The following is a 16758-nucleotide window of genomic DNA, read 5'->3' on the forward strand; positions in this document are numbered from 1 at the left end:
GTAAAATGGTTATTATCAATCATCAAGTCCGCCTTATTATATTGTTATCATTCAGTTTTAATAATTTGTCGCCATTCATGTTGATGAAGTAAACTTAGCACTATCCAAAACAACTCTATGAGGATAAAAATGTCTGCCAATCCAAGTAATTTAGCGCAGAACGTAGAAAAACATTTATCCAAAAACTCATGTAAACAAAGGACGCTTGGCATCATCGGCGGCATGAGTTGGGAAAGTACCGAAAGCTATTATCGACTCATAAATGAGGGTATCAAAGCTAGACTTGGCAATTTACATTCAGCAGATTTACTGATTCATAGCGTGGACTTTGCACCGATTGAGGCGCTGCAAGCACAAGGCGTATGGGATGAAATGGGCAAAGTATTGGCTAATAGCGGCAAACGTCTGCAAGCGGCTGGCGCGCAAGGTTTGCTTATCGCGACTAATACCATGCATAAAGTCGTCGATGACGTCCAAGCCGCTACCAATCTGCCGATTATTCATATTGCTGATGTCACCGCTGCGGCGATTAAGCAGCAAGGGCTAACCAAAGTTGCGCTACTTGGCACACAGTTCACCATGACAGAGAATTTTTATAAGCAGCGTTTGATAGATGCGGGTTTGCAAGTGTGGATACCAGAGACAGGCGCACGGGCAGAGGTACATCGCATTATTTATGAGGAGCTGTGTCAAGGTCAGCTAGTTGATAGCTCACGCCAGTATTATCTGCAAGTGATTGAAGACTTAGCGGATAAAGGCGCGGAAGGTGTGATTTTGGGCTGTACCGAAATTGGACTGCTGATTCAGCAAGTAGACAGCCCCATTCCCGTATTTGATACCACTGCAATTCATGCAGCAGCAGCGGTGGATTTTTTATTAAGTTCTTGGTTTTAAGGTTAGTGATTTTAAAATAGTTAATTTTAAAACGGTTGAACTTAAACCCATTGCATTGACTACCTATAAACCGCGCGAGGAACGTTTATGTTTTCTTCTCATACGGTGTTTTTGCAGGCGTTTTTGTAGTCGACGACGCAGCCTTGTAATACGGCGTAAAGGCGATAGTCTCCACACTGTGGTCGGTAAAATATCGCGAAACGATGCACTGGTGCCGGTTTGGGCGCGAAACTCCTCCGACCTTTGCGCTGCTTCTTCGGCTGGCATATTTTTACCTTTGCGCCAGCCGCCGTATAGATATAATCCTGCGCCCATCAACGCCGTTGCTACCATGCCTGCTGGAAACGATAGCCAAAGCGCATCGGCTCCAAGGAATGGATACAGCCCGAACGCAAAGCCAAGGCGCACAGGATACATCGAAATCACCATGACGATCAGCGGCCAAACCACATAACCGTTGGCACGCATGGTACCAAAGAAAACTTGCGCGATGCCAAAAAAGATAAAGCCCCATGTCGCCATCAACTGAATATGGCGCCCAATCGGCACTGCAGCGCTGTCACTACCAAGGAATAGCTCCAAAATAGTCTCATCAAAAATGCTTAATACCCCAATCATAGCGCCCGTCAATATCACGTTAAAGATAAGCCCCCAGCGCGTGATGCCTGCCACGCGGTTCCATTGATTGGCACCGATATTTTGCGCGACCATCGCACTGGCTGCAGCACTGAGTGCCATTGCAGGCATTTGCACATAGGTCCAAAGCTGCTGCGTTGCGCTATAAGCGGCCGTTGTTTGTACGCCCTCGCGGTTAATCAGCGACAGCATTGTGAGCGCTGCTGAAGAGATAACAATCATCTGTAGCCCCATCGGCAGCCCCTTTGAAAACATCGACTTTAGGATATCTCGGTCTGCGCGTAAAAAACGCAGCTCGGGCAGCTTAAGGGTCAGCACAGAACCACGCAAATACATAGTGACAATCATGCCAATCAGCGCCAGCGCGTTGGCGACAGCAGTTGCAAAAGCCGAGCCAAAGATACCCCATTCAGGAAAGGGGCCGATACCCAAAATCAGCACCGGCGTCAAAATCAGGTCGATAATCACCGAAATAATGATAAACCAAAGCGGCGTGGTAGAGTCGCCCGTTCCGCGTAGTGCCATCATGATTAGCGTAAAGGTCAAGGTGACCGGCATCGCTACAAAAATCATCCGCAGATAGGTCAGGGCAAGCTCTACCGCACTTGCTGGCGTACCGAGCAGGTTAAGCAGCAGTGGAGCAAATAGCCAGCCGATTGCCGACACCAATATACTGATAGGAATAATACTACCCAGCGCCGTGCCCATGGTTCTTTTCACCGTCATGTCGTTACGACGTCCCATAGCTTGACCAATCAAAATAGTCGCCGCCATACCAAAACCGAAAACGAAGGAGATGAGGATAAACATCAAGATGTTGCCGTTTGCCGTCGCAGCCAGCGCCTCTTCCCCTAAAAATCGACCTACCCAGACGGCATTAATCGAGCCGTTCAACGACTGCAAGGCTGATGAGCCAAGGGTTGGCAAGGCAAATAGCAGCATGGTTTTGGCAATTGACCCTTGGGTGAGGTCACGGCTTTTAGCAGTGGAGGTAGTTGTCTTACTCAATGTTTATCCTTTTGCGCCATCCAAATTGGCTATATTTTATGACATAAAAACCCTCATTATAGATGACCTTGTCTGTGCTATCTTGGTTAGACTGGTAACGTTTTTTTATATAATGTATTAATAGGCAGTAGTAGTACTAAAGCTAATCGAGAGTAAACAATGACAATATGAAAAAAGAAACGATAGGTATGTTTGGTGGCAAGTTCTTAATAGTACATAAAGGGCATGTGCGTGCGATGCGCAAAGCGGCGGCTATGGTCGATAAGCTTTACCTTATAGTGACTTATAACGTGATGTTTGAGCGTGAGGTTTATTTTCATAAAAGTAAAATCGCCCCGATAGCGGTGGAGCAAAGACTGCGTTGGTGGCATGAAATTACTAAAGAGCTGGATAATGTGCACGTCTATGCAATAGAAGAAACCAATATTAAGAAAAATGCTGATACTCATATCGATGTTGGTACTAATGCTTATTCCCAAGCTCATGCTAACGCTGAGCCTGACTGGCAAAGCTGCGCTGATAGGATTAAAGCATTAATACGCAAGCCCATTGATTTTATTTTTAGTTCTGAACCAAGTTATAGTGATTACTTCGATGACTTATATCCTAAAACAAAGCATATTGTCATCGACGCCGACCGTAAGCTTTATCCTATATCCGCAAGCCAGCTACGTCGTGACGGCGCGATTGAGTATTGGGATATGTTGCCCGACGCGGTAAAGCCTTGTTTTGTCAAAAGTGTCGTTATCGTTGGTACAGAAAGTACGGGAAAAACTACATTAGCAAAAAATTTAGCCCATCGTTACGACACTTGCTATGTCGAAGAAGCAGGGCGCAAGTTTTATGAGGAAATAAACGCTGAAATTGTCTTGCTTGAAGATTTTCCCCAGATTGCTTATGAACATAAATATCATGAGAGGCAAGCTAGAAAGACGGCAAACAAGGTGTATTTCGTGGATACAGAAGCAATTACGACCCAGTTTTTTTCGATGGCTTATCTGGGCATAAGACAAAGTGTACTTGATGAAATCGCCGAACTACAAGATTATGACTTGTGGTTGTTTTTGGAAACAGATATTGAGTGGGTCGGTGACGGCTTGAGGTCTTTTGGTGAAGTGCAAGTTCGCGATAAAAACAATCAATTTCTAAAATCTTTATTAAATGAGTTTGGGGTGCGCTATCAAATTATCAGCGGCAACTATGATGATAGATACGACAAGGCTACCGATTACATCGATAAATTGTTGACTAAATAAACTAGCCTTTAATAGTCTTATGTTAAGATTGCGATTTAACCGCCTTTAACTTTTTTCTCTAATAACTATAACAAGGATGTTTCGATGCTCTTAAAACGCCTAGCTCTTGCCGCGCTTTTTAGTCTTTCTATAGTCGGTTGTACCACCGCGCCCAATCAATTAGCGGTCAATACCACGCAAAAGATTATTCAATACGAGCGTAATAAGTCTGATTTAGAAATCAAAGCGCTGACATTGGCCTCTGGCGATAAGATGGTCTATGCCGAAAACGGCAACGTGGCTGGCGAGCCGTTATTACTCATTCATGGCTTTGGCGGTAATAAAGACAACTTTACCCGTATCGCGCGTCAGTTAGAAGGTTACCATTTGATCATTCCTGATTTGCTTGGTTTTGGTGAGTCGAGCAAACCGATGAGCGCTGATTATCGCTCGGAGGCGCAAGCGACGCGCTTACATGAGTTGCTGCAAGCCAAAGGCTTAGCGTCCAATATTCATGTCGGCGGCAACTCGATGGGCGGCGCTATCAGCGTAGCTTACGCAGCAAAATACCCTAAAGACGTCAAAAGCTTATGGCTCGTCGATAGCGCAGGTTTTTGGTCAGCTGGTATTCCTAAATCGTTAGAAGGCGCGACGTTAGAGAACAATCCGCTGTTGATTAATAGCAATGAAGATTTTTATAAAATGTATGATTTTGTCATGTATAAGCCGCCATATTTGCCAAAATCGGTCAAAGCGGTGTTTGCCCAAGAGCGTATCAAAAATAAAGAGCTGGACGCCAAAATCTTGGAGCAAATCGTCACCGATAATGTCGAAGAGCGCGCCAAAATCATCGCCCAATATAACATTCCGACGCTCGTCGTTTGGGGTGATAAAGATCAGATTATTAAACCTGAAACGGTCAATCTCATAAAAAAAATCATCCCGCAAGCGCAGGTGATTATGATGCCAGAAATTGGTCATGTACCGATGATCGAGGCGGTGGAACAAACGGCAGACGATTACAAAGCGTTTAGAAATATAGTAGACGCACAGCGTTAGGGATTGGTTAAAAGTATTTATTTTAAAATAAAAAAGAAACATCAGATGCTCTGGTGTTTCTTTTATTGTCTATAAGATTTTAATGAAGTCGTTTAAGTTATAAATCTTTGACAAGTCGCTCGAGCAATTCAAGCGTACTTTCTTCTCTGACCAACGCGACCCCTTGTCCTGCCCATAAAGACTGATGTTCGGCATCGAGGTTTCTTTTTGCATCAGCACGCAAGTTTTTGGTCATGGCATTTAATTGTGGGTAAGGCGGTAACTCATGCGCGCTCTCAAATTGACCAAAATCGAGCAAATAGTCATTTAACAATCCGCGTGCTTGCTTACCTGAAAACAGCCGCGTCAAACGTGTCTCGCTACTGCGCTTACCCAGACTGGCATCAAGTAGCGCTTGTTTATACGTGTCATTAATAGCGCATGTATCGGTAGTCAAAAATGCCGTGCCTATTTGCGCCAGCTCAGCGCCAGCGGTTTGCACCGCTTTAATCGCTTGCCCCGTCATAATACCGCCCGCTGCAATCAAAGGAATATCGGTGCACGCGCGCGTTTGACTAATCAGCGTCAGTAAACCCAATGGATCGCTTGCGCTTTGTGGCAACCAACCACCGCGATGGCCGCCCGCTTCCGAGCCCTGAATACAGACCGCATCGACGCCAATATCTGCCCATGCTTTAGCTTCCAACGGATGATTGGCAGTACCAATGACGCGTGTGCCCAAAACCTTTAAACCCTGCACCTGCTCGGCGCTGATAATACCAAAGGTGAAGCTAGCGACAGGAACGGGATTGTCGTACAGCACTTGTAGCTGCTCTGCAAAGCTTAGCGCGGGACGTTCAGGTAACGCCATGTCTATGTTGTTTTTTTCATAATACTCGTCTAACCAAGTAGGAATTTTGCTATCCAAAGTAGTAGAATCGTGCTCGGATAACACCATTAGATTGATCATAAAAGCACGATCAGTCAGTGTTTTAAGGGTATTGATTTGCTCATTTAAAACCGTTGGCGCCGTCGTTCCGCCTCCCAATGACCCCAGTCCACCAAAATTACTTACTGTCGCTGCCAGCTCAGGCGTGGTTGCTCCTGCCATCGGTGCTTGTACGATAGGGTAGGTTAAATCAAAGGTATTTAGTAAGGTCATGACGGGCGTCCTTGTTATTTTATGAGAAAATTTGCATGACTTACTTTAGCAAAGCTGAACGGCGTGCGTGTTAGATAATGTGTATTTAGTTATTCGACAAAAAAGTTTTTTTTGACTACAAGACTGTAGTTAAAATATTTGACTACAGTTTTGTAGTTAAGTTGCTTTAATTGATAAATCCATCACGAAAACATCAATACCTTCTTTATACTTCTCTTCAACACAAGCAGTTAAACACTCTTGGAGTTGTAGAGCATTATGTGGTTTGTACTCATCGTTTCTCTTAGGATTCTTAGTTGTATTCTCACCAAAGTAAAATATCAAATAAATACCTTGTCCTTTAGACTGGTACTCTTTGAGATATAAGTCGCCTAGTTGGTCATTCATGGCTGTCCATAAATCATCATGCCATTGTCCTTTAACTTCTATAGGCAGCTGCATCTTACTGCTATTACATACCAAATCAGCACGTTTATCGTCTGGCATATCTTTTTCAGTATCTAATCTAAATTGATAAGGTTCAACATAGGGCTTTAATAAATCCGCTAATCTATCTCTACAATAGTTCTCACCATGAGGCTTTCTAGGGTTTTTATTCTTACCATCTTCATAGAACATTTTATAGCTGTCAAGTTCACTGGATTTGACCTTGCTTTGTACCTCATTAATCAGTTCTAAGATTAAGGCTTTCAAGTCTTTGCAATTCTTAGGCGCTTTATTCTGAAAAATATTTAGTAAGTCAGCTGGCACTGGCGCTTGATAATTAGCATCTCTAATATTGTTAGCTTGTTCTGCTAGTAGGTTAGTAATGAATATCGTATAACTTGAATGAACACAATTTTTAAGCATTTTAAGTTCTGCCTGAGCTTCAAGAGTGGTAATATTACCAATTTCTGATAAGCAAAAAGTAATAAATTCACTTGCCTGCCACCCATTCCTACTCCCAGAGCTTATTCCTGTAGGTCTATTGGCATTCGGAAATGGATAGCTAAAGCGATAGGCAATCCAAGACATTAACGTCAGGCTCATCTTAGGATTTTTGGTTAACCGTGATTCATGATAGGTTTCTTTTAGTTGCCAAAATACTAATTTTGGATATCGATAGCATCTTAAATAGTTCAAAAAGGTCTTCTCGTTAACAATGCTTAATAATGACAACCATCTATTGGATTCTTCGATATTTTCATCATTATTAACTATATTTTTTGCATTAGTACTTATTAAATCACTTATCCTTGTTAATTCATCATTATTGATAAGCGTATCTATGAATCTATCCTTTGTCTGGCTGTGCATTCTAGGGTAGGTATTCAATAAATGGACAATAGTAACGATTGAAAGCTCATCTACATCTTTGCCGTAAACCCAATGGAGGCCTTCTATTAATGCGCCATCAGTCAGAAATTGAGGAATAAACATTTCATTAATAATCGTTTGCTTCAAACTTCTACTGATTATTTCTTCTTTGATGGACTCACAAAGCCTAGGTGTACCATCATCTTGAAACGTAAAACCAAGACGATGGTCATAGTCTAGAATAAAAGAACAAGCTAAAATAACGTTATCAGGTAAATCAGATATTGATTCATTCCTTAACAACCGACAATAAATACCAGCTATCAAGACAGGTTCGATAGGGTAATGGTTTTGAATAAGATCAGATATAGTCGGAACAGAGTTATGCAGACTGGCTTCAAATCCCTTGATGGCAGAGTTAGTCAAGGTTTTATTGAAGATATGATTGACTTTATCAACGCCTTCTAAGTCATTAGGCGTATTAGAGTATTTGTACAATAAAATCTTGGCAGGGTAATTACAGAACTTAGCATTGCCTTTTTCTAAATCTACTTGATATGGATATAAGTCATTTCTAATTTTTTGGAATCTTAATTTCTCATCTAGCTTTCTACGAAGGCTACGGCGTTTACTTTTTATTTCCCATTCAAGAATAATAGGTTTCTTCTTACCATCTAAATATGCTAAAAGCTGATTGCTTTGAGCATAAGGTAATGCGAGTAGATAAAGCTCGTCAGAGATAGCGTTTCTATTACAGTATAAATCTATAAGGTGTTTCCATCTATCAATAGTATGTTCGGTCGCACTTTCCGATTGAATATATAGTAATAATTGTTCTATATCTTTATGAGATGGCATGAGTGAAGATAAAATAGTTTGGCCAAACAAATAAAAATTAAAATGCTCACTTGGTTGTTCTAAATAATACTTCTGAATTTTTATTCTTTCCCTTGGATTTTCCTGAAAGTAATTCATGAGGAATGCATAAGCTTCTTTATCTGTTGAATAAGTATAGAACTGATCAAAGATTGAGATGCTTTGATAGAAAACGAGTGAATCTAAGGTCTGCTGACTCTCAGAAATATATCGTTGTATAAGGGTTACGATTAAGTCATTAATGTCTTTGACTGATTCATAATTATAGTCATATTTATCAATATTTAGTGCGAGAATATTTCTTCTAATATTCTTTAAAAGTGTAGGAATTCTATCAATTGGATATTGTGAAAAGTAATAATAACTGCCGTTCTGAGGTGCAAAATTATCTTCTCGCTTTGAGTCAGAAAGTCTGAAACTATAAGATTTCATAATCAACGAGATGACTTGTTCATCTGTAATTAAATCATAGCCATATTTCTTAGCATACTCAAAAACTAACCTTAAAGATGGTTGAGTACCCTGTTCTATCAAAGGAGTGAAATTATCAGGAATATTAATTATGCCGTTAGTATGAAGTAATATAAAAGCATTGAAACGAGCAGAGTAAGGCCAGCTATCATCGTAAGATATTACAAATAACTCATCGGCTAGTTCGTCAATAAAATCAGCATCTCGTAATGCTTCAAGGATGGTCGTTAAAAAGTGAAAGTTACCTTCTTTGTCGCTTAATACTTTCTTATATTTATTAAGTAGTGAACGGCTAACTAACCCTTCAGCTTTAGTTTTTTTCCAATAATTATTTTTGCGAAACCAAGGGTTTTCTATAGTTAGTTTTTCTAAAGCATTAAACAATAAAACACTATCAGTATCTGAGAAGTAAGTAGTATCGCCATACTCTATCAGCCCGTAAGGGTCAGTTTTGATGACTATTTCAGATAAATTGGGGTTAAAGGTTGGCAACCAAGCAAAAATTCCTCTCAACGATGCAATTATGCCATCATTGAAAATCAAATAGGATAGGATATGGCGTTTGATTCTAGGACTAGATATCGCTTTTGCAAGCCACTTGGCACCTAAGTATTCTGCAATACTTCTATGCCATGGTTTAAATAAGTCAGTTCCTACTGATTGAAATAGTCGCGACTGTATAGTTGACTCTAGTGTCTCACTATTTATAAGGTCAGTTAGAGAATGAAGGCCTATTGCATCATCAGGTGTGCTGCCTGTCATACCTTTATAAATAAACTGCTTTCCTGTTAATAGATAAATAGCAAAAATTAACCCTGCACATTCAATGACCTGATCTTGATGTAATTGTCCAAGTGCATTCTGTGCTTTTGAGTTCACCTCTTGCCACAGTTTTTCAGTTGCCAGTTCGAAAAGTTTAGCCTTCGTTTCAGGTATAGGATGAACTGAAAAGTCAATTTCCGCCAACAGGGCTAAATTTCTAGGATTTTCATAGAAGGAAGATAAGCTATTTTCTTCTAATTGGGTGATAAGCTGAGAGACGTTTTCTGAGGCTAGACCTCGCGATTTTAAAAACTGCTGAGCATCTTCTCTAGATAGATTTATTAAGTTCGCAGTCAATATATCCTTGTAGTCATTCTGAATCTCGTTCTTATTGCTATTGTTCCATTCAATACTTCGACAAGTTAATATAAATTTTGGATAGTCCAATTCAGCAAGCTTGTTTAAGACACTATCAATACCACTACTATCTTTAGTAGAAGGTATTTCGTCGAATGCATCTATTAGGAGAGTTTCATCAGGCTGAATACTTAGCCTTTTAACTGATTTTTGAACTAAGTCTGATGCACTTAAATACTTTGTTTTAACATGAGATAGTTTAGCCAACTCCTTTATTAATTCAGTTTTACCCATACCTGCATCAGCAAGAATGACAATAGGCTTAGACTGCGCTATATCTAATAGTTGTGAATCCTCTAAAATTATAGTTTTGAGGGTTCCTTCTTCATTACGGGGTTCATATTCGAGCTTTCTAGCAATATAGCTTTGCATTTATTGTTTTTCTATAGGCATTAGATGTGTCTAATCTATCACTAACATTTGTGTCTTAGCAACTGAATACTATTTATGTTTTTCTAATTTACTTACTTAAATGAAGCTATAAAATAGTTCAAAACTAAACTTTAAATAAAAAATAGGCCAGCTTCCAAACCATCAAAATGACGACTAGGAAACAAACCCATTTACTTAAACTTATTGCTTAGCTTAAACGCTTAATTCAACTGCAACGACCCTTTCGCATTCATTAGCAGCTCAACCACATCATCACCACTGATGACCGTAAAGCGCTTATCGATGGCGGATTCTTCGACACCATTATGTTTCATACAGGCGCCGCAAACCAATACCTGACCACCTTTTTCGATAAAGACTTCGAGCAATTCGCCCGCAGGCTCAAATGGTGCGCCAATATTGACGTCATTCAAGGCGTTTGGTAATGCCAAATGCACCGCATCTACCATCAAAATCACGGAAGCAGAGTGCCCTTTCTTCAGGGCAATTCCTGCCATGGTAAAAGCTAAAGTAATTTTGCTTGGGTTTGAGTCACTATTATCAAATAGCGTGCCGACATATTCCGTATTATTAACCATATTGTTTTCCTTAGTAGACTGTTTCTTATTTAAACATTATTCAGTTGAGTAAAAAACTCACTACCATCCTAACATTTAATATACTTATTTATATAATGTATTGTTAGTAAATAGTAGCTATACAGTAATTATAAGGTTACTTGGTTAAGATGTGGTGCTTATGACTTACGAAAACCGTTGAGTTATTGGTCTTAAGCTTGCGGTGGCCACGGACGGTCGGCATCACTGATAATCCATTCTGCCACGTAGCCGCTCGGCGGTAGCTCCCAATCTGCTTGATCTAACGCCGCTAAAACACGCGAGGTTTCAATCACTTTGCCGCCCTCGGTGACGCCCGTGCGCAGTAGGGCAGAGGAGCAAGGCTTGCCTTTGACCCACATCGACTGCTCGATATAGATCCAGCGCTCATCGAAGCCGACGATACGAGTTTTCATGGTAACTTTATCAAAGGCGCGAATGCGTTTGCGATATTGGATGGTACTGCCAGCGACTACCAGACCCCAACGCTGCTTTAAGAGCTGTGTACCAAGTCCGCTCCGTACCGCAAAGTCGGTACGCCCCATATCAAAAAGGGTCAGCACGCGACCATTATTCATCTCCAAGAAATTATCAATATCGGTCAGACGACAGCGAAAGCTAATCTCGCTGGTATCTTTAAACGTTAAGGTATTGCCCTTTTTTACTTGTAGTGCGGCGCGAGCGATGGTACTAGCATAACGAATAAATGGATACATGGCGCAATCTCAAAGAGTTAAAGGTTAAGTAAAAAGACTAAAGTTTGGCAGAGTGGCAAATGTCATTATCAATGGTTAGACGGCACGCCAATAGACTCAAAATAAGCGCTGACCGTTTCGGGTAACCAATTGATATCAAATCTGGATTGTTTATAAAGATGCGTCGATTTGTCTTTATCGACGTTATAACGAATAAAGCCCACGTGCCCGCCATGCTCAGTTTCTAAAAGCGTGACAGTATCGGAGACGTCGTTTGGCGTGGCGGTAAACCCAAGGAATGGGTCGTCTTTAGCGCTGATTAATAATAAAGGTTTGGTCACTTTTATCAAATAAGGCAGCGCCGATGAGGCGTGATAATAATGGTTATTAGAGCGATAGCCGTGGCGCGGGGCGGTAAAGATATCATCAAAGTCACTGATACGATTGACCGCTTTGATGGAGTCAATCTCATCTTTAGTAATGTCATTCGCCAAGGCTTTTTTGATAATGGGATTCAGCAGATACGGGGTATAAATGCGGTGACTCAAAAAGCTGTGCATACTAAGCGCCGCCGACGACATATCGACAGGTGCTGAAATCACCGCCGCACCGTCACAGAGCGCTTTGTCGCCATATTCGCCCATATATTTTGCCAGTGCATTACCGCCTAAGGACACGCCTACCGCATAGATATGGGCAAAGTTTTTGCGCAAGTTCTCAAGCATATGGTGCAACTCGCCGGTGTCACCAGCGTTATAAAAGACGCGACCGCTTGCAGGTATACCGCCGCAGCTACGAAAGTGGGCGACGACAAAGTGCCATCCTTGCGCATGCATCTGATAGGCCAACGCGCGCGCATAATGGCTGTCGCTACTGCCTTCCATACCGTGAAACAATACGATTAATGGGGTTTGCTCAAGTTCACCATTTTCTGCTGAGTTTATAACATCGGCGTCTATAGGATGAGCATCATAAAAGTCATAAGCAATATCACTTTCATCCAAAGAGTCTTTTTCGACCACGCGGCGATAAGTCGGCGTTTTTGGGGCAAAAAACTTGGGTAAAATGCTTTGTAGATGTGGATTGCTTAGCCAAAACGGCGGTTTAAAAGGGGCAGGGGCAAAGGTTTTATGTGTTTTCGATGTTGGCATAAAGGTTTCTTATTTAGTGGTTATATGAATGATCGTTAAAATCGTCTTTAACAATCAATGCCTTATCATACCGACGGCGGTTGCCAAAACCAATGCTTTTCAGTGAACGCTCAGTGAACGAATGGTCACTCAAAGCAATTCATCTAGAACTACCACTCAGAAGAACTAAGAAAAATGGCTCTGCATACATACTTATCAATTATAGCGACTCTAAGACACGCCCATCCATCGCCAGCCGCTTTTTTAAACGATCGATATCTGCTTCAGCAAGCGTTACGGTCAAGGTCACTTGTTTACTATAAGTCACATCATCAATATGACCGCCCAAGTCCTCAACCACGTAGCGGCACTGTGCTTCGGTGGCAAACTCAGCGATTATTTGCACTTGCGCCATCGGCACGTAGGGTAGCAGAACCATTTCATCAACAGCCGCCTGCGCAGAACCCGCATAAGCGCGAGTTAGACCGCCTGCACCGAGTTTGATACCGCCAAAATAACGGACGACAATGATAATCACGTTGCCGATAGATTTATGCTGTAAGACATTTAATATCGGTCGTCCTGCGGTACCACTGGGCTCGCCATCATCGTCAAAACCTGCGCTGGTGGTGTTATCGGGGTCACCGATGATATACGCCCAGCAGTGATGACGCGCATCGGCATATTGCGCGCGTAACTGTTCCACGTGAAACATTGCTTGTTCGCGCGAGGTAACAGGATAGGCGTATGCAATAAACTCAGACTTTTTAATATCTAAGCGCGCGCTGACCGCATGTTTTAGCGTTTGATAACTCATATTTCATCAGGTCTAGGTTGGATATGGTAAACTTACTTAACTTTCACTGCCTGCCGTATTGGGCGCAGTGTTCATTTAATTTTTTATTATAGTACCACTTCTCATTACTTAAGACAGCGGACAAGCGCAATAGCTGCGCTTGTATCATTGGCTTTTGATACGAAGTTGGTAGTATAAAACGAATGGTAATCAAGCATATGCGTCTAGATAAATTTATAAGTAAAGCCACTGAGCTATCGCGCAAAGAATCAAAGCGGATTTTGCACGCCGGTGAAGTGACGGTAAATGATGCGGTGGTCAAAGATCCAGGACTGCATGTCGATATCGTCAACGATGAAGTACTGTGGGCGGGCGAGCCATTGTCGGTTGCGACTGGCAATCGCTATATCTTACTTCATAAACCCGAAGGTTTTGAATGCTCTTTAAAAGCCAAAGAATATCCTATCGTCACCGAGCTAATCGCGGTACCTGAGCTTGGCAGCTTGCGTATTGCAGGGCGCCTCGATGTCGATACCACGGGCGCCCTACTTATCAGTGACGATGGCAGTTGGTTGCACCGCGTGACCAGCCCCAAACATGAGCATGCCAAAATATACGAGCTCACATTAGCAAGTCCCATGGACAGCGACGCGCAGGCCAATGCAGTCAAAGAAGTGGCTGAAGGTATCCTTTTAGAAGGCGACCACGAAGAAACTAAGCCTGCTACCCTTGAGTTTATCGATGAAACCCATGCACGCTTGACCTTGGAGCAGGGTAAATACCATCAAGTAAAACGTATGATGGGCTATTTTGGTAATCGGGTCACCGAGCTGCATCGCGCCAGCATTGGTCATATCACCTTAGACGGTTTGGAGAAAGGTGACAGTCGTTTCTTAACGCCGGAAGAAGTCGCTAAATTCTAAAATTAGGCTCTGCTGCATCTTAAACAGTCATAAAAATTTTCTACAAAAAAGCAGCCACGAAAAAGTGCGCTGCTTTTTTAATGTCCACTGTTTACCGTTATATTCCCTGGCTACTGTCTGTGTTGCCTATCTCTTAAAGCTAAGTAGCAGTTTTGCAAAATTAAGCCCTAATACCTTTGCAAAAACTGTCCTTGTGCTAAAGTCTGCCTATCTTTTTTTAATCTATATTTTTACATAATATAGTCAGCTTTATTAATAATGAGCATTTTTAAAGTATTGCTATTAAAAATCAATAGGACAGTCTTCTGTGAAATTCTCTCTGTTAAAATCCGCCAGCTTAATCAGTGTCATATTATTGACCACCACCGCTTGTGCGCAGCAAAGCGCCACTGACACTATCAAAAATAATGTCAACCAAGCGCCGCAAAATAGTGCAAGTATACAAAGTACGCAAGCGACTAGCAGTGTGAGCAAAGCTGTCGATAGTCAATTACGCCAACTGCTGAGCCAAGCCGGTATCAAAACGCAAATCACTTCTATTGTGCCCTCTAAATTACCCAATATGTATCAAGTGAATTTGGCAGGCCAGCCGCCGCTGCATATCACCAAAGAAGGCAAATATGTCATCCAAGGCGAGCTACAAAAAAATCCAAGCAAACGCGTCGTCACAAAAAAACCAGCGCGTAGCAGCAGCTTGCAAGTGGGCAAGCCCGTCAGTGCCAGCCTAAAATCTGACCTATTGGCAAATATGGGCGCGCTAAAAAACATGAGTGCTAAAACGCCGTTCTTTTATACTGCCGTGCCGGGAGTCATTTGGGGTGCGACTTTAGAAGGTGTGCCATTTCTATTATCAGACGATGGGCAATATATCACCGATGGTGAGATATCAGTGATTGAAAACGGTCAGTTTATCGGGCTTGATGGCAACTTTGAGCGCCTTAAAAACCAAGCGGTATTTGCAACCTTAGACCACAGCCAACTGATTACTTATCCTGCCACCAGCCCTGAGAAAGCGGTTATTTATGTCGCTAATGACGTCAATTGTCCTTATTGTCGCCGTCTCCATCAACAGCTACCTATGCTTAATGCTAAAGGCGTGACGGTAAAAACCATCGGTTATCCAATCTATGAAAAGTCGCCTGAGCAAATGCGCGCTATCTGGTGTCAGGGTAGTGAGGACAGCCGCCGCACAGCTTTTGATAAAGCAATGCTACAAGGTAAAATGACGCCGGCACCAGCCAGCTGTAAAGCCGATTATGTAACGCCTAACCGTGAAAAATCAGCAGGGCTTGCGGTCATGGCAACGCCGGCTATTTACCGCGAAGACGGCGTCCTTTATCAAGCAAGCTTTGAGAGCCCAGAGTTTTTAGAGTTCTTGGGTGTAGAATAAATGATTAAGAAGTCTGTTTATTAAGAGCTCTGATTATTAAAAGCTCTGATTATTAAAAAGTCTATAACATAGAAAGTAACCATTAAAAACTGCCCTATGAGCGATGTCCATAGGGCAGTTTTTAATGGTGCTTAATGATTGATTCTATCAGTCTATCTCAGTGACAGCTATTGTAGTAACAGCTATTGCGGTAAAACAATATCGACGATTTTCCAATTTATCAAACCTTCGCGCTGCATCTCGATAGTCAGCGGATAACCTTTCACCTGACCGCTAATGGTAAAGCAGTTAATCCCGCAATAAGCCAGTTTTGGCTTGTCACTATCCGTACCTTGCGCCGCTTGTTGCTCAAGCTCGGCCGCTTGTTTTTGCATGATTTGCTGCATTTGGTTTTTGACCACGGCATTGACGTCGCCGCGCTGAATGATTAAATTTTGAATCAGATTTTTAAGATCGACTTGATTACTGGCTATCGCCCATGCGGCGGCAAGCTCCTTGGTCGCGGTATTGGCTTGACCTTGGGTGTTAATCAGTTTTTCAATATTTTGCGGTGTAATGGCGCCATCGACCGCTTGGATAATAAAGCCGTTGGCCGCTTCGGTTAATGGCGCGCCGCCAAGTTCGGCAACCAATGGGTATTTGGTCATGGTCACTGCAAATTGGCTGGTCAGCTGATTTTGAATACTGGGTCGCACCTGCTCATAATCAATCGCCGCTGCGATCGTTGCACCATCTTTGGCGTCATAGGCATTTTTAAGCTGATAAGCGCTGTAATAAGGCGAACCGCCATAGATAGCGACGGCAATGACAATCAATAAAACAATCAGCTTTTTCATAAAAATACGACCTTAGCGCAAATCTAATGGTTAAAAAATTAAAAACAGTATTTATATATATATCAATATCGCGCTAAATATTAGCACGCCTACACCTTATAAAGGTATGGAAACCTTTGTGCAATTCTTAATAAATCCTTTTTTAGGGCATCTACAGCCTCATAATTTATAATTTAGACGCCTCAGTGCTTGATAAATCCTGCC

Annotated in this window: 13 protein-coding genes; 5 read left to right on the forward strand and 8 right to left on the reverse strand. The window is 42.1% G+C overall.

The window, feature by feature from the left end; translation table 11 throughout:
- The first annotated feature begins 129 nt into the window (after nt 1-129).
- A complete protein-coding gene (locus RAH45_RS00125) occupies nt 130-894 on the forward strand; it encodes an aspartate/glutamate racemase family protein (protein ID WP_306495362.1) in 765 nt (254 codons plus the stop codon).
- 63 nt (nt 895-957) lie between these two features.
- Here the strand turns inward: RAH45_RS00125 and RAH45_RS00130 are convergent, their stop codons facing one another.
- The gene (locus RAH45_RS00130; protein WP_306495363.1) at nt 958-2538 is read right to left on the reverse strand and encodes an MATE family efflux transporter; all 1581 of its coding nucleotides are present in this window, start codon (nt 2536-2538) and stop codon (nt 958-960) included.
- A gap of 167 nt (nt 2539-2705) precedes the next feature.
- On the opposite strand from RAH45_RS00130, the gene nadR reads away from it, so the two are divergent.
- Both nadR and RAH45_RS00140 read left to right on the forward strand, forming a co-directional pair.
- Entirely contained in the window at nt 2706-3794 is a 1089-nt protein-coding gene (nadR, locus tag RAH45_RS00135) for a multifunctional transcriptional regulator/nicotinamide-nucleotide adenylyltransferase/ribosylnicotinamide kinase NadR (RefSeq protein ID WP_306495364.1), read from the forward strand.
- A gap of 84 nt (nt 3795-3878) precedes the next feature.
- Nucleotides 3879-4832, forward strand: a complete 954-nt coding sequence (locus RAH45_RS00140) for an alpha/beta hydrolase (RefSeq protein ID WP_306495365.1) — start codon at nt 3879-3881, stop codon at nt 4830-4832.
- Nucleotides 4833-4929: 97 nt separating this feature from the next.
- Here the strand turns inward: RAH45_RS00140 and RAH45_RS00145 are convergent, their stop codons facing one another.
- From RAH45_RS00145 to RAH45_RS00170, 6 genes are all read right to left on the reverse strand, one after another.
- On the reverse strand, nt 4930-5973 hold the full coding sequence (locus tag RAH45_RS00145; RefSeq protein ID WP_306495366.1) for an NAD(P)H-dependent flavin oxidoreductase: 1044 nt from the start codon (nt 5971-5973) through the stop codon (nt 4930-4932).
- A 156-nt stretch (nt 5974-6129) separates the two neighbouring features.
- Nucleotides 6130-10167 carry an NACHT domain-containing protein gene (locus tag RAH45_RS00150; protein WP_306495367.1) on the reverse strand — a complete coding sequence of 1346 codons (4038 nt, stop codon included), beginning with the start codon at nt 10165-10167 and terminating at the stop codon, nt 6130-6132.
- A 221-nt stretch (nt 10168-10388) separates the two neighbouring features.
- Nucleotides 10389-10766, reverse strand: a complete 378-nt coding sequence (locus RAH45_RS00155) for a DsrE family protein (RefSeq protein WP_306495368.1) — start codon at nt 10764-10766, stop codon at nt 10389-10391.
- 191 nt (nt 10767-10957) lie between these two features.
- On the reverse strand, nt 10958-11500 hold the full coding sequence (locus RAH45_RS00160; RefSeq protein WP_068405700.1) for an acyl-CoA thioesterase: 543 nt from the start codon (nt 11498-11500) through the stop codon (nt 10958-10960).
- 68 nt (nt 11501-11568) lie between these two features.
- Nucleotides 11569-12630: a YheT family hydrolase gene (locus RAH45_RS00165; RefSeq protein WP_306495369.1), complete on the reverse strand. Its 1062-nt coding sequence runs from the start codon at nt 12628-12630 to the stop codon at nt 11569-11571.
- A gap of 199 nt (nt 12631-12829) precedes the next feature.
- Nucleotides 12830-13426, reverse strand: a complete 597-nt coding sequence (locus tag RAH45_RS00170; RefSeq protein ID WP_306495370.1) for a YigZ family protein — start codon at nt 13424-13426, stop codon at nt 12830-12832.
- A 197-nt stretch (nt 13427-13623) separates the two neighbouring features.
- On the opposite strand from RAH45_RS00170, the gene RAH45_RS00175 reads away from it, so the two are divergent.
- Together RAH45_RS00175 and RAH45_RS00180 are read left to right on the forward strand one after the other, a co-directional pair.
- Complete coding sequence (locus RAH45_RS00175; RefSeq protein ID WP_068405762.1) at nt 13624-14328, forward strand: pseudouridine synthase; 705 nt, start codon at nt 13624-13626, stop codon at nt 14326-14328.
- 307 nt (nt 14329-14635) lie between these two features.
- Nucleotides 14636-15718: a disulfide isomerase DsbC N-terminal domain-containing protein gene (locus tag RAH45_RS00180; RefSeq protein ID WP_306495371.1), complete on the forward strand. Its 1083-nt coding sequence runs from the start codon at nt 14636-14638 to the stop codon at nt 15716-15718.
- A gap of 182 nt (nt 15719-15900) precedes the next feature.
- On the opposite strand, the gene RAH45_RS00185 is transcribed toward RAH45_RS00180, so the two are convergent.
- The gene (locus RAH45_RS00185) at nt 15901-16554 is read right to left on the reverse strand and encodes a DUF2939 domain-containing protein (protein WP_068405689.1); all 654 of its coding nucleotides are present in this window, start codon (nt 16552-16554) and stop codon (nt 15901-15903) included.
- Nucleotides 16555-16758: the final 204 nt, after the last annotated feature.

The organism is Psychrobacter sp. van23A (assembly GCF_030845275.1).
GTDB classification, from domain to species: Bacteria; Pseudomonadota; Gammaproteobacteria; order Pseudomonadales; family Moraxellaceae; genus Psychrobacter; species Psychrobacter faecalis.

Excerpts from the sequence above, each read along its gene's own strand:
- RAH45_RS00160 (WP_068405700.1), bottom strand. The coding sequence starts at position 11,500 with ATGTATCCATTTATTCGTTATGCTAGTACCATCGCTCGCGCCGCACTA.
- RAH45_RS00175 (WP_068405762.1), top strand. The coding sequence starts at position 13,624 with ATGCGTCTAGATAAATTTATAAGTAAAGCCACTGAGCTATCGCGCAAA.
- RAH45_RS00155 (WP_306495368.1), bottom strand. The coding sequence starts at position 10,766 with ATGGTTAATAATACGGAATATGTCGGCACGCTATTTGATAATAGTGAC.
- RAH45_RS00185 (WP_068405689.1), bottom strand. The coding sequence starts at position 16,554 with ATGAAAAAGCTGATTGTTTTATTGATTGTCATTGCCGTCGCTATCTAT.
- nadR (WP_306495364.1), top strand. The coding sequence starts at position 2,706 with ATGAAAAAAGAAACGATAGGTATGTTTGGTGGCAAGTTCTTAATAGTA.
- RAH45_RS00150 (WP_306495367.1), bottom strand. The coding sequence starts at position 10,167 with ATGCAAAGCTATATTGCTAGAAAGCTCGAATATGAACCCCGTAATGAA.
- RAH45_RS00140 (WP_306495365.1), top strand. The coding sequence starts at position 3,879 with ATGCTCTTAAAACGCCTAGCTCTTGCCGCGCTTTTTAGTCTTTCTATA.
- RAH45_RS00165 (WP_306495369.1), bottom strand. The coding sequence starts at position 12,630 with ATGCCAACATCGAAAACACATAAAACCTTTGCCCCTGCCCCTTTTAAA.
- RAH45_RS00170 (WP_306495370.1), bottom strand. The coding sequence starts at position 13,426 with ATGAGTTATCAAACGCTAAAACATGCGGTCAGCGCGCGCTTAGATATT.
- RAH45_RS00145 (WP_306495366.1), bottom strand. The coding sequence starts at position 5,973 with ATGACCTTACTAAATACCTTTGATTTAACCTACCCTATCGTACAAGCA.
- RAH45_RS00125 (WP_306495362.1), top strand. The coding sequence starts at position 130 with ATGTCTGCCAATCCAAGTAATTTAGCGCAGAACGTAGAAAAACATTTA.